General features: G+C 60.7%; 7 protein-coding genes and 1 pseudogene. All 8 read right to left on the bottom strand.

Annotation, left to right across the window (positions count from 1 at the left end; translation table 11 throughout):
* Positions 1 to 144: 144 nt before the first annotated feature.
* The 8 genes and pseudogenes from C8K58_RS04500 to C8K58_RS04470 all read right to left on the bottom strand — a co-directional run bounded on the left by C8K58_RS04500 (position 145) and on the right by C8K58_RS04470 (position 14009).
* Positions 145 to 5607 carry a WGR domain-containing protein gene (locus C8K58_RS04500; protein ID WP_108573138.1) on the bottom strand — a complete coding sequence of 1821 codons (5463 nt, stop codon included), beginning with the start codon at positions 5605 to 5607 and terminating at the stop codon, positions 145 to 147.
* Positions 5595 to 6797, bottom strand: coding sequence for a M48 family metalloprotease (locus tag C8K58_RS04495; protein WP_108573136.1), 1203 nt, complete (start codon positions 6795 to 6797; stop codon positions 5595 to 5597). Before C8K58_RS04495 ends, C8K58_RS04500 begins: the two co-directional genes overlap by 13 nt.
* 257 nt (positions 6798 to 7054) lie before the next feature.
* Entirely contained in the window at positions 7055 to 7810 is a 756-nt protein-coding gene (locus C8K58_RS33010) for a methyl-accepting chemotaxis protein (protein ID WP_371914529.1), read from the bottom strand.
* A gap of 102 nt (positions 7811 to 7912) precedes the next feature.
* Positions 7913 to 8701 (bottom strand): annotated as a pseudogene (locus tag C8K58_RS33005) (cache domain-containing protein); the annotation flags it as partial.
* Between the two features lie 83 nt (positions 8702 to 8784).
* Positions 8785 to 10029, bottom strand: coding sequence for an OprD family porin (locus C8K58_RS04485; RefSeq protein ID WP_371263378.1), 1245 nt, complete (start codon positions 10027 to 10029; stop codon positions 8785 to 8787).
* Between the two features lie 100 nt (positions 10030 to 10129).
* Positions 10130 to 11434, bottom strand: coding sequence for a CitMHS family transporter (locus tag C8K58_RS04480; protein ID WP_027605832.1), 1305 nt, complete (start codon positions 11432 to 11434; stop codon positions 10130 to 10132).
* Positions 11435 to 11568: 134 nt separating this feature from the next.
* The gene (locus tag C8K58_RS04475) at positions 11569 to 12882 is read right to left on the bottom strand and encodes a dicarboxylate/amino acid:cation symporter (protein ID WP_108573131.1); all 1314 of its coding nucleotides are present in this window, start codon (positions 12880 to 12882) and stop codon (positions 11569 to 11571) included.
* A gap of 44 nt (positions 12883 to 12926) precedes the next feature.
* Positions 12927 to 14009: a 4-oxalomesaconate tautomerase gene (locus C8K58_RS04470; RefSeq protein WP_108573129.1), complete on the bottom strand. Its 1083-nt coding sequence runs from the start codon at positions 14007 to 14009 to the stop codon at positions 12927 to 12929.
* Between the last annotated feature and the right edge of the window lie 62 nt (positions 14010 to 14071).

Genomic DNA, 14071 nt, shown 5'->3' with positions numbered 1-14071 from the left:
AAGTCGGCGGTCATTCGTAGCCCCGGAGGGGGCTTCGGATGACGTCTGCTTAGCTTTCAACGTCAGGGCACGCCCGATCAAAAAATGCGGGGAAAGCGCACGTTGATGGTATTGGAGCAGGAGGGCGCACAATGCCGGATCGACTCAGCGCGGCTCGGTGTGATCGAGCCCCGCCTGCTCCTGATACCCTTTGCGCAGTTTCTCCGCGATCAGCTTTTGCGCTTCGCGCTCTGCCCGTTCCGGGCTGTCGAGGGACTTGATCAGGGTCTGGCCCTTGGTGCCGATACGACCAAAGCTCACCACAACCTCCGCCTCTGCGACGCCGATACGCCAGAACTTGTTGGAGTTACCTTCCCCAAAGGTGAACTCGCGCATCGGAATCGCTGCTTCAGTGGCTGGCGGCGGCTCGACTTCAACCGCTGCAGGTTCCACTTCCGGTTCAGGCTCTGGCAGCGCGGGCACCTCATCATTCCTTAGCAGCGCTTCAATACGATTCAGCACGTCCATTGGGTCCCGCAGCCAGTCATGACTGAGCACGTCGATGATCTTCCAGCCGAAACTGCGCAGCACGGTCGGGCGGAAGATATAACGCTCTTTCACGTCAGTCGCGTGCGTCGTATCGCCGTCCAGCAGCACGCCAAGGCTGAAGTGCTCACCGCTGGCGTCGCTGATCGCCAGGTCGCAGCGGAACTGCGAACGCCCGACATACTCCTGCACCGTATGCCCGCGTTTGCGCAACGCGACGGCGATGGCTCCGCGCAGGCTGTCCTTGGGCAGGCTGACGGCAAAGGATTGCTTGGCGCCTGGGTTGAGGTTGGCGAGGATACCCTGGGAGCGCAGCGCATCCCCACTGGCGCTGGCCTGGGCGAACTGCAGGAAAGCGCGCAGTGCCGCAGCACCGTCGTTGTGGGTGTTGGTGATGGCCTCTGCCTCAATGCTGGAAACGATCGCCATGCGCTTGCGCGCACGGCTGAAGATCACATTGAGGCGTTTTTCCCCTCCGCGCTGGTTGATCGGGCCAAAGTTCATCAGCATCTTGCCGTTCGGTCCGGGCGCGTAGCAGATACTCAGGATGATCACGTCGCGTTCATCACCCTGAACGTTCTCGAGGTTCTTGACGAACAGGCCATTGAACTGCCCGGCATCTTCACGCACATACTCGCGCTCAAGGCGAGTGGCAAAGGCCGAGTCACTGGCGGCCAAGTCCTCCAGGGCCTGCTCGATGGCGCCCTGTTGGGCTTCCGAAAAAGCCACGATCCCCAGGCTAAGGCCGGTCTCACGTTGCAGCAGCTCACGCACCAGGTTGGCGATATAACGCGCTTCGGCCAGGTTACTGCGGCTGAGGTAAACGCCATCGCTCATCTTCAAAAAGCTGATCGGGCTGTCGAGCAGTGTGTCGGCGCCCTGCATCACTGCCTGGGCGTCCGTGGAGTCCAGCGCCGCATGGGCAGGGGCAGGGCGTTCGATGCGACGGTCGGGGATGGTGATCAACCGCCCTTCGTAGAAGGCGGCGTTGGAGAAGCTGATCAGCGCTTCATGGCGGCTGCGGTAGTGCCAGGCAAGCAAGGTCGCCGGCAAATTACGCGCGGCCTGGCTCAGCAGGCTGTCGGCATCGAGGTTGATCGCAATCTGCTCGCCGTCTTCCATGGCAACCAGTTCGTTATCGTCCTGGTCGCCGGCGCTGGAGAAGAAGTTGGTGGGTGGCAATTGCATCTCGTCGCCCACCACGATCACCTGCTGCGCACGGCTCAAGGCCGGCACGGCTTCTTCGCTGGGGATCTGGCTGGCTTCGTCGAAAATCACCACGTCGAACAGGTCCGGCGTCAGTGGCAGCGTGTCGGACACCGACAGCGGGCTCATCAGCCAAATGGGCTTGAGGTCGTTGATCACCCGGCCACTGTCGCCACTCGCCATTTCGCGGATGGAGCGGTAACGCATGGTCTTGCCCAGCTCATGCTCCAGTTCGCGGCGGCCCTTGGCATAGGCTTTCTTGAACTCACGGGCCTGGGCATCCAGTTGGGTCACCGACATCGCCGACTGCTTCACATTTTCCAGAAAACGCTGATGCAGCGTGGCACTGAGTACATGGGCGTTGTGCTTGAGCAGGTTGCTTTCAGCTTGGCTGACCTGACGGACTGCCAGGCTCAACGCCGGGCCGTCGAAGCGTGCCAGTTGCGGGTTGGCGCGATACAAACGGGTCAGGTTCTCCTGGGCAATCAATCCATCCAGCGCCGGTTGCGGCAGGGCGTGCTGTTGCATGGCCATCAGGCAGGCGGAATCGGCCTGGTACAGTTCATTGAGCAGAGGGAGGGTGTCGGGCAGTTCGTCGATTTCTTCACGCAGGTCGCGCAGGTATTCAGCCAGCACTCCCAAGCTTGGCGCCGGTTGGAATGCACAATGTTGCGCAACCAACTCGGCCAGGCGTGCCAATGGCTGGTGCAGGCTGGCTTCCTGACGCACGCTGGCCAAGGCGTTCGGATTTGCGCGCTGGCCTTCGACCCACTGGCGCAATAAGGGTGATGTGCTCAATTGCTGGAGCAGGGCTTGCAGGTGTTGCACGAACACATCGATATCCCGGACACCGTAGCGGCTTTGCAACCGCTGCTGCTCGGCCTGCAGCTCGGCGGTGGCGCGGTGTTCGCCGGCCAGGTTGTCGAGCACGCTGCGATAGCTTGGGCGGATCGCGTGCTGGCTGAAGTCATAGCGTCGTTGCAGTTCGCCACGTAGTCGCCACCAGGACGGTTTCAGCCAACGCAACAGCGAACCTTCCAGACGCTGCACCAGCTCCCGGTCGGCGTCAGTGTCCTGGGGGGCGAGTTTGTCGCGCCAAAAATGGTTGGCTTCACTGGCGTTGTGTTGCTGCACGGCCAGGGTCTGCAATGCCGCCTGTTCCGCATGCAGCGCCTGGGAGCCCGGTGAGCCGGGCTCCAGCAGGTCGAGGTGCGAGGCCAGATTGGCGCCGCTCAGTTGTTCGGCAGCCTGGGTCAGTACCCGCGCATCGTCCAGGCGGGTGTCATTGGAAAGCAGGCTCGACGATGCCTCCAGAAACTGCTCGACGCTGTCCATGAGCCCGCAGGCTTCATCCAGGAATGCCTTGAGTTGGCCATAGGCGTGTTCGTGGGTAACCAGGCTTGCGCCGAGGCGGCTGAAGGGGTGACGCGCGAAACTGTCGAGGCCAAAGCGTTCGTTGATCGCCTGATACACGCGCCCCATCAGCTCACTATGTGCCTGCCAGTGACGCCATTCGGGCAACCGCTCCATAACTTCGGGTGGCAGTTTTGTTGCAACAGCCGGCAGGTCGATCAAATGACGCACCAACTCACGCACCGAGCAAGCCAGCGTCTCTGGAACGCCGGCCATAACCTGTTCAAAGCGCTCAATCAGGCCCAGTTGTTGGCTCAGGGTGCTCAGCGTGGCGCTGCGTCGTGCTTGGAGCTGGGGCGATTGGGCGTCGCCGGCAATCCAGCGCTCATAACACTCGCGCAGGTTGCCAACGAAGGCTTTTTTGTCCGTCTGGGAATCGTGAATCAGGCAGCACAATTCGCCCAGTTCACTCTGTTGCAGACGGTGGAATACCACATCCAGTGCGGCGCGCTTTTCGCACACGAACAGGACCCGCAAGCCGCGCCCCGCATAGTCGGCGATCAAGTTGGTGATGGTCTGTGACTTACCGGTGCCGGGTGGCCCCTGAATGATGAAGTTGCGCCCGGTGCGGGCCAGTGCGACGGCAGCGTTCTGCGTAGCGTCGCCGGCCACTACGTTCCATTGTTCCGGCAGCGGGATCGGTTCCGGGGCCTGAACTTCGACCTCTCTCGGTTCGATGGAGAACATCCGGTCAAACGCTTCGTTTTGGGCCGGGTCGTCGATCAACTGCGCGTAGTCGCGTACCAGCGACATCTTGCGATAGTTGAAGTTGGCCAGTGTCACTTGGGTCAGGTCGATGTCCCATGCGTAGCGGTGCCCCTGGTTTTCGGGCATGGCGAAGGTGCTGTTTTCGGTGCTGCTGGCGACCATCTGCGGATGCTGGGTGCGCAGCGAGGGTTTGGCGCCGACCGCGAGGCGCAGCGGCAACTCGCTGGGCAGCACTTTTTGCTGGAACAGTTGCAGGCCCAGCGGGCGGTAATCTTCGCGATCGTAGCTGAAGTCCGGCTTCACCAACGGCATGGCCGAGCGCTGACGTGCGCGACGGCGCTGGAAGTGGTGCAGGTGCTGTACGGCCTTTTGGTGGATCAGTTCGATTTGCGGCTTGCTTTGCAGGCGCAGCTCAACGCCGGGCTCGGTCAGCTTGATCTGGCGCGCAATATCAGCGTGGATGTCTTCCAGAGAGGTCTTTTGAAGGTCGACGGTTTCCGGCAACTGGATATCGTAGAGCTGACGCAACTGATGGCGCAATACCGGGTTGAATTCAGCCTCGGTTTCATCGCACTGCAACATGAACTGATCGCGCACACCTTTCTTGCGGCTCAGTTCCACCGGCAGCCATAGCAGCGGGGTGACAATGCGTTCTTCCGGCGTGTCCTTGAGGTTGTGCCAGCGCATGAAGGCCACCACAAGGCGTAGGTTGCTGAAGCCGAACTCGGCGCGGTCGCGGCGGGTTTCCTGGATGATGCGTTCCAGGGACGCTTGCAGCCAGGTCTGGTCGTCAAAGCGTAGCCATTGCTGCAGGCCAACGGGCTTGCCGCTCAGTACCTGCTCGGAGAAACCGCCGAAGGTCGGCTGCCAGGTGCACAGTGCTTCGGGGCGGATGCTTTCAATACGCATCACCAGCGGTACGCTGGCGACGGTCAGGTTGACGTTGGCTTGGGTCGGCCGGAAGTACAGCAGACGATTGCGCCGCGACAGGTCGAATAGCCGGTTGCGCAGGTGTTCCAGCACGACGGTGCGCCGTGAAGCCGGCCCTTCGGCCTGGGCCAGCACACGCTCGACATCCAGGCTGGCCGGCTGCTCGCGCCAGGACTCCAGGCGCCGTACCAGCGAGCCGACATCCGTGGCACGCTCATGGCGGTTAAGCTCTGTCATCTCGACGATCAGATTGGCCAGCACCGGGTTGAGCCGGCCATTGAGCTGGAACAGGTTGCGCCGGTGCCGGGCAAACGTCTTGAGGTCGTTGATGTCGGCAAAGTCCAAGCCGCAGGCCAGGCACGCCAGTAACTGGCCGAGTTGGAAAATATCGGTGATTTCGTCGTGATGCCCGAGACGATGCTCCCAAGCGTGCAACTCTGTGAGGAACACCGGGTGGTCGATAGCCTGGTGCGGGTCTTCCTGGACCTGCAGGTCGGTAATGGCCACGCCACTTTCAGAATCCCGGACCAGGCGGACCTTGCCGACAATATTCAGCGCCGATTCCGGATTGGGCTGCACCTGCTTGATCGCGTCCAGCGCCAGGCGCGGCGTCACGCCCTCGGGGTTACGCAGTTGCAGGGAGCGCTCCGGCCCTTGTATTACATCGAGGTAACCGAGTTGGGCGACACGCCCCAGTTCATGCAGTTGCGCTACCTGGCGCAGCAGGGGCAGCGCCAGGAACAGCACATCATCGATGGGCACGGCGGCACCATCGTGGCTCTGCAGCAATTGAGTGAACGTGACGGTTGGGGTTATTGGGTCCATGTGTCGACCTCCGCTTTGAGCGCGCGAACGAGCGGGTCGAGCTCACGTTTTGGAAATTTGATATCGCGCTTGAGTACGCTGATAAAGTCGTCGGCGCTGCCGAGTTTCTTCGCGGTGCGGGCGGCATGCAGCAATGCTTCATCCCGCAGGTCGCGGTCGACCAGGCACAGGTCGAGCATGATGAAGTGCAGGTATTCGTGGATGCTCGCGTCGATACGTTCGGCGTTCAGCGTACCCAGGTCCAGGGGCACTTCATTGTCCTTCCAGTCGGGGAAGAAGCCACGCACTTGATTGAGTACAACCTCCGACTGCAACACGGCTGCGCCGATAAAGCTGGCGATAAAGCCGCGGGTGAGGGCGGTCAGCTCGACCTGGTCGGTCACATCCAGGCGATTGAGCGACAACGGCCCGCGTAGACGGCGGTGCAGCCACGCCTCTGTATCCGGGACCTGCCGCCACCAGCTGTCGACTGCTTGGGAACGTAGAAACGTCTCCGGATGCGACACGCCCTGGGACAACTGCGCATCCTTGTCATCCAGCTCGCGGGCCTGCTGCAGATAGTTGGCCGCGTCAACACTGACAAGCCCGGTGTGCACCTTGACCAGCGAGGTAATTGACGCCTCTGGCCCGCCGGCTACCAACGCAGCGCCCCGGTCGGCGTAGATTTCGGTGTGCAGGCTGTATAAGCGTGCGGTCTGCTCCAGGCTTGGCGGCGTATACGCATCGGCCATTGCGTGATTGAGAATGCGCTCGGCAGTGAGATAGTCACCGTCGTGCTCCGACCATAATCGGTAATGGGCCAGCTCGTGCCCCAGCAACGCCAGTAACTCCTGGGCATCGAGCCGCTCAAGAATCGGTCCGTAAAAAACCACATGCACTTCACCGGCCAGGTAATAAAGGCTCGCATTCATCGCGCCATCACCGGCCTGGTACAAAGTGGCGGGCGCCTGGATCTGCAACTGCTGCAAAGCCGTTTCACACGCCTGATAGGCCTGCGGGTGGGTCTCGGGGCCGAGCCGATAGGTGTCCCGCAGCAATTGCGCGCGCACATCCTGGGCGTGCTCCTGCTGGGCGCCCAGGGACGAAGCCCAACTCCACACGGCGGACTCACTGGTTTTCAGGTAATCGACCACCTGCTGGTGGTAAGGCAGTGGCGTCAGGTTGCTGATGTCCAGCGTGAGGGTACTCATCGTTCAAGCGTCCTTGAGGATACGGCTCCATAAACTGCGACTGAGCAGCAGAGACTTGGGCTGGCATCCCGGTATCAGTGATCGGCAATAAACGCGGAGCATACCTATGGGCTGGGAAAATTACTTGTGAATGTGCATACGTTAAACGCGCGATAGGGGGTTGGGCAGTTGCGATCATCTCGCTCCGCCTACCGGGCCGATTCAAGCGGCAGAAACGCCTCGGCAAAAATGACAGTCCCGGTTGAACGCCGTCCTGGTTAAATCTTGAATTGCCTCAACAGGCCTTCCAGGCGATGACCGATGGCGTACAGCTCATCGACCGTATGTACGCCGCTTTGGGTCTGGTCTGCGACGTTTTCAATCGCGCGGGCTATCTGGTGGACGCTGCGATTGATGGCTTCGGCAACCGACGTCTGCTCTTGCGCGGCGCTGGCGATGTGCGCGTTCATGGTGTTGATGGTAACGATCAACTCGACCGCCTTGCCCAGCGATTGCCCGGCTTGTTCCGCGTGCAGGCTGGCGCCATGGCCTGCTGCGCCGGAGTGACTCATTGCAGTGACGACCTTGGTGGTGGCCTGGTCAAGGCGCTCGATCATCGCTTGAATTTCCTGGGTGCTGAGTTGCGTCCGGCTTGCCAGCGCGCGTACTTCGTCGGCAACCACGGCAAATCCACGACCTGCATCCCCGGCCCGGGCGGCTTCGATCGCGGCATTGAGTGCGAGAAGGTTGGTTTGCTCGGCGATCGAGCGGATCACATCCAGCACCGTGACAATGCCTGCTACATCGCCTTGCAGGCTTTTCAGCGAGGCGCCTCCCGCGGACAGGTCCTCGGTCAGGCTGCCCAACCGGGTGATGCTTTCATTGACGACCTGCCTGGCGTGCTGGGCCTGCACATCGGTTTCGCCTGCTGCCTCTGAAGCACTCTGGGCACTGTTGGCGACCTCTTGCGCCGCAGATGACATCTGATTGATTGCTGCAGCGACTTGATCGGTTTCCTGGCGTTGCCGTTCCATGACCTGATCGATGCATTTGCTCTGTTCGGCCACCTGGGTCACGGATATATTCAGTTCTCTGGCCATGCCGACGATCTGGCCGACCAGCCCATGAATCTTATCGGCGAAGGCATTGAACGACACGGCCACCTGGCCGAACTCGTCGCGGCTGATGGGTAAGCGCCGCGTCAGATCGCCTTCGCCCGCTGCGATTTCATCGAGGTGCTCGCGAATCCGCGACAGGGGACGCAGGCTGCTTTTAACCATTAACACTGCGAGCACGCCGGTGATCCCGAGCGCAATCAAGGCAATGACGGTTATCCCGTAGACCAGGCTGCGCACACGCTGATGGATTTCCCCTCGTACTTGGGCAACCTGGCTTTCGATTCGGTCGAGATTGATCGCGGTGACCACGACCATGTCCCAGGCCGGCAGGTAAAAGCTGTAAGCCAGCTTGGGAACGACTTTATCCGTATTGATCAGGGCCCCCGAATAGTTGACGAAGTGGGTGTCGTTCTTCGCGGCGGCAACCATTTCCCGGTTCAGGTAAAGCCCGTTCCTGTCTTTGCGCTCACTCATGTTGGTGCCGACGCCTTCGCTGCTGTCACCACGAAACAGGCGCACGACCTGACTGTCGTAGCCGATAAAATAGCCGTCGTCCCCATACTTCATCCGGGACAGCCGCGCGATCGCCAGCGCACGCGTTGCGGTGTCCCCCGTCTCGGCCTGCGCATACAGCTCCGCTACCGAGGTTCGGGCAAGGTTAGCGTAGTCTTTCAAGCGTTCCCGGCTTTCATCCAGCAGGCGTTCCCGGGTCGCCGTGACTTCCTGCTCGGCGCTCGACAGCAAGGTGGTGCTCGTTGTCAGCGCCAGTACCGTGGACAACAGCACCACCGGGGCCAGCACCAGCATCAGTACTTTGTTTTTAAACAGCATGCGTGGGGTTCCTCACCTGAATCTGTAGGAAAGCGGCCGCAAGGGCCGCGATCGTCGACTTACCAAAGGGCGATGTCATAGGTGAGGTAGAGGCGATTGCTGTCGCGGCCGCGGGAGAACTCAGAACGGTAGACATAGTTGCGCATGCGCACGCCCAGCCCCTTGAACGTGCCGGCTTGCACAACGTAAGCCAGCTCGGTATCACGCTCCCATTCCTTGACTGTGGTGGTGGACTTGCCGTCATTGCCGCTCAGGTAGCGCGTTGAGAAGGTCAGGCCGGGCACGCCGACGGCGGCGAAGTTGTAGCCATAGTTGAGCATCCAGGTCTTCTCGTCCTCCTCAATGAATTTGCCGATGCCGGCATTACTGAACGAGTAGACGGTCGCGCCGCTGATGTAGGGTAATCCGGCATCACCGCGAAGGGCCTGGTAGCCGCCACCGAGGGTATGGCCTGCAATCACGTAGGACAACTGGCCGCTGAACATGTCATTGTCGATTTTGCCTGCATAGGCCGAGCCGCTATCAACGCTGTTGAAGTAGCGCAGGTCGCTGGTCAGCACGCCACCGGCCAGCGGCAGGTCGTGCTGGACACCGGCGAAGTTCTGTCGGTAGAAGTGCTCGAGTTCCCCGTAGAAATAACTCAAGCGCAGGTTTTTGCCCCATTTGTACTCAGCCCCGGCGTAGTTGAAATCTCCGGACTTTTCCCCGCTGTAGCCATCAGGCACGATCGGCACGCTGTTGGTGGAGTCGCGCAGTTTGAAACGGTCCAGATGCCCGCCGGTCACGGTCAGGTTCTCGATGTCGCTGCTGCTGACCTGGGTGCCCTGGTAGGTCTGGGGCAACAAGCGCGCATCGTTGTAAATCAGCACCGGCGTCTTGGGCAGCAAGGTGCCGTACTTGACCGTGGTTTTGGCGAACCTGGCTTTTGCCGTAGCGCCGGCGCTGGCAAACTCGCCGGCCGCCCGCCCGTCATCATGCACCGGCATGAGCCCGGTGCCGCTGCGCCCGCGCCCTGAATCGAGCTTTACCCCATAGAGCCCCAAGGCGTCCACGCCGAAGCCGAGGGTGCCCGCGGTAAATCCGGACTGATAGTCCAGCAGAAATCCCTGGGCCCACTCGGTGCGTTCGCTCTTTGCCGTTCTGGCGGCCCGCGCACTCAAGCCGTGCTCGTCGCGAAAGTTCTCGTTGAAATACACATTGCGCAGTTGCAGCTTGAGCTTGCTGTCATCAATAAAACCTTCGGCGTTGGCCGCCGCGACGGGTACCAGGCCTAACGCGCAAAACAAAGCTCGACGGGTATACATAGGGTTCATGGCAAATGACTCGTTGTTGTTATTTGGGGTACAGGTCGGCACGCGCCTCGTGAGTGAGGCGCGCTGGAAGGCAGCAGGGGTTATGGGTGGATCAGGTGAACAGGCTGATGGCCCCGGTCAACAAGGCCAGGGCGGTGACGACCAGGGAGGTCAGCACGGCCCATTTGACGGTGGCCTTCTGGAAGTCGCCGATATCGCGATCGACCATGCCCACCAGCAGCAGGGTCGAGGCCACCAGCGGACTCATGAGATGAACGGGCTGGCCCAGGATCGAGGCGCGGGCGATTTCAACCGGATCGATGCCATAAGCGGCGGCGGCATTGGCCAGGATCGGCACCACGCCAAAATAGTAGGCGTCATTGGACAGTACAAAGGTCAGCGGCATGCTGGTGATCGCAACCACCAATGGAAACAGGTGGCCCCAGGATGGCGGGATCCAGTCGACAAGGGTCTGTGCCAGGGCATCCACCATCTTTGTACCGGAAAAGATCCCGGCAAAGATCCCGGCGGCAAATACCAGCAACACCACGGTCATGGCATTGCCCGAGTGCGCCAGGATGCGTTCTTTCTGAATGTCCAATTGCGGGTAGTTGATCATCAGCGCGAGCACGAAGCCGATCAGGAACAGGATCGCGGAATGCATCAGCCCCATCACCAGCGCCGCCATCACCGCGATCACCAGCACCAGATTGACATAGGCCAGCTTCGGACGTTTGTGGGGCGTGTCCTCGAGAATCGCATCGATGTAGCAATCGCCGCCGCCGCTTTGCAGCTGCACGTTGCCGATACGCTTGCGCTCTGCGCGACCCAGTATGAAGGCCGTGAAGATCACCCACAGGGCACCGCCGATCATGGTCGGCAGCAACGGCACGAAGTACTCGCCGGCATCCAGGCCCAACGCGGCAATAGCCCGTGTCGCAGGGCCGCCCCAGGGCGTCATGCCACTCATGATGCTCAGCGACAGCATGGAGATGGTTGCCAGGATCATCGGGTTCATGCCGATGCGTTTATACAGCGGCAGCATTGCGGCGCAGGTGATCATGTAAGTCGTTGTGCCGTCGCCGTCGAGCGCTACCAGCAACGACAGCAGGGCCGTACCTACGGCGATCTTCATCGGGTCGCCATTGACCCTCTTCAGGATTTTGCGGATCAGCGGGTCGAACAGGCCTGCGTCGATCATCAGGCCGAAGAACAGGATCGCAAACAGCAGCAACGCGGCAGACGGGGCGACCATTTTCAGGCCGTCGAGCATCATCTTGCCAGTGGTGCCTCCAAAGCCGCCGATCACCGCGAAGACGATGGGAACCACGGTGAGCGCGACGATGGGCGACAAGCGCTTCGTCATGATGAGATAGGTGAATACGACCACCATGGCCAAGCCAAGGAAAGCGAGCATAGGACGATTCTCTTGTTGTTATCGTAAAAATGGCTGACGCCGAGGCGCACGAGCCCTGACCCGCCGGGCGGCACAACGCGCCTGGCGGGGAGGGGGGTCAGTCAAGTCAGGGGGGAAGCGTTATCCGGTTGTCTCTAGACGCGTTTGGCGCCCTTCAGGTCGTCCCAGGCTTTTCCCGGTGCGGCAGAAGATTTTGCGTCGAGCATCCGGTTCAGCGTGTCGCGGTGGCAGGCATTTTCAGACATCGAAATCACCACCGTCGCTACGGCGTTACTGGCCAGGCTGGTCAGGGCGCGAGCTTCAGACATGAAGCGGTCAACGCCGATCAGCAATGCCAGGCCGGCCAATGGGATGTCGTGAATGACCGTCAGGGTCGAGGCCAGTGCCACGAACCCGCTGCCGGTAACCCCGGCGGCGCCTTTGGAGGACAGCAGCATGATCGCCAGCATGGTGATGATCTGCGTCAGGCTCAGATCAATGTTGCAGGCCTGGGCAATGAAAATCGCCGCCAACGACAGGTAGATGGCCGTGCCGTCCAGGTTGAACGAGTAGCCGGTGGGCAGCACCAGGCCGACGACGCCTTTTTTGCAACCCAGTGCCTCGAGTTTCTCCAGCATGCGCGGCATCACCGGTTCCGTGGAGGAGGTGCCGAGTACCACCAGGAACTCTTCCCGAAAGTAGCGCAGCAGCTTCCACAGGCTGAAGCCGTTGGCGCGGCAAATGCTGCCCAGTACCACGAAGACGAAAAAGCCGCAGGCGATGTACAAGGTCATGATCAACTTCGCCAGCGAACCCAGCGAGGTGATGCCGTACTGGCCGACAGTGAACGCCAAGGCCCCGAAAGCGCCGACCGGTGCAAAACGCATCAGGTAGGAAAAGATCTTGAAGACCATTTGCGAGGCGGATTCGAGCACGTCGAGTACCGGTTTGCCACGCTCGCCCAGCGACGACAAGGCAAAGCCGGACAACACCGCGATAAACAGCACCGGCAACACTTCACCTTTACTGAAGGCGCCGATAAACGTCTCGGGAATGATGTGCATGAAAAACTCCACCACCCCAAGTTTTGCGGCCGACTCCGTGTACTGGGCCAATCCTTTGGTGCTCAGCTGGCTGGGATCGATGTTCATGCCGACGCCCGGCTGGAACACGTACACCGCGACCAGGCCAATTACCAGGCTGATCACCGTGAGGACAAGGAACAACAGCATGGTTTTGCCCAGCAGGCGCCCGAGGGAGCGCTTGTCGCTCATCCCGGCGATGCCGGTGACGATGGTGCAGAACACCACGGGCGCAATCATCATCTTGATCAGTTTGATGAACGCGTCACCCAGGGGTTTGAGTGCAATGGCCTGCTGGGCCCAGAAATGCCCGACCACGATGCCGAGCGCCACGGCGCAGAGGATCTGGAAGTAGAGCGATTTAACAACTTTCATGGCATCACCCATTTTTAGAATTGTGCGGATGCAAAAATGCCAACGACTATCGGAATTTATCCGGCAAGGCGCTGCGAGTCAGTGGCGTAGACGTAGCCGGAGAAAAGCCTGCGGGCGGTGCGTACGACTGAGGCCTGAATTGTCTCACCGTTGACGCCGGTGTAGGACAATACGACATCAATTCCGCCGCTCGGGTGTTCGATCCGCACCGCTTCAAGGCGCGGCGTACTGATCCCGCCGAGCATCTGCGCAACGATGCTGCCTTCGATCACGCACGCAGTGGCCAAACCAATCGAGCCGGTAATGGCGAGCGCGCGGTGGCAGTTGTGCGGCATGAAGTAACGGACCTGGATCGTGCCCCCGGCTTTCGCGGGCGAAACCAGTACCGGCTTGGGAATCACTTTGTCGCTGACATCGCCCAGGCCCATGGCCAGGCCGGCCTGAAGCCGCAGTGTCTCGAGGCGTCGCAGGAATTCCTTATCGGCGTCCAGTTCCGCCGGGCTCTCATCGCCGCGCTTGCCCAGTTGGCTGGCGTCGACAAGCACCATGGGCATCGCCATGTCGATACAGGTCACCGCAATGCCATCGATCACGTCCTGCGTGTTACCGGTGGGAAAGAGCTTGCCTGTCTTGCTGCCGGCTGCGTCGAGGAACGTCAGTTGCACCGGTGCGGCCGTACCGGGCACGCCATCAATGGCGGTATCGCCCTCGTAACTGACTTTGCCATCCGGCGTGTACACGTCGGAGTGAATAAAGGTGCCGGTGTTTAGGTTGCGAATACGCACACGGGTGCGCTCCGGGGTGCCTTTGACCAGACCCTGCTCGACGGCGAACGGGCCCACCGCGCACAGCATGTTGCCGCAGTTGGGGGCGCTGTCGACCCTGCGTTGTGAAACCATCACTTGAACGAACAAGTAATCAACGTCCGCATCCGGGTGCAGCGAAGGGCTGACAATCGCAACCTTGCTGGTTTGCGGGCTGCCACCGCCGATGCCGTCGATCTCCAGTTCATGACCGGAGCCCATCAGGTTAAGCAGCAGTTCGTCGCGGGCCTCAACGGCGGCGGGCAAATCCCAGTCAAGAAAAACCGGACCTTTCGAGGTGCCGCCGCGCATCAGCACACAGGGAATTCTTTGCATGATACTGACTCTTGTTGATCAATCGGTGTAATTGATGTTCTTGGAGCAAGAGTCTCAAGCTT

Origin of the sequence: Pseudomonas sp. GV047, assembly GCF_003058245.1 — a bacterium.
GTDB classification, from domain to species: Bacteria; Pseudomonadota; Gammaproteobacteria; order Pseudomonadales; family Pseudomonadaceae; genus Aquipseudomonas; species Aquipseudomonas marginalis.
This window is presented reverse-complemented; position numbering and strand designations above follow the sequence as displayed.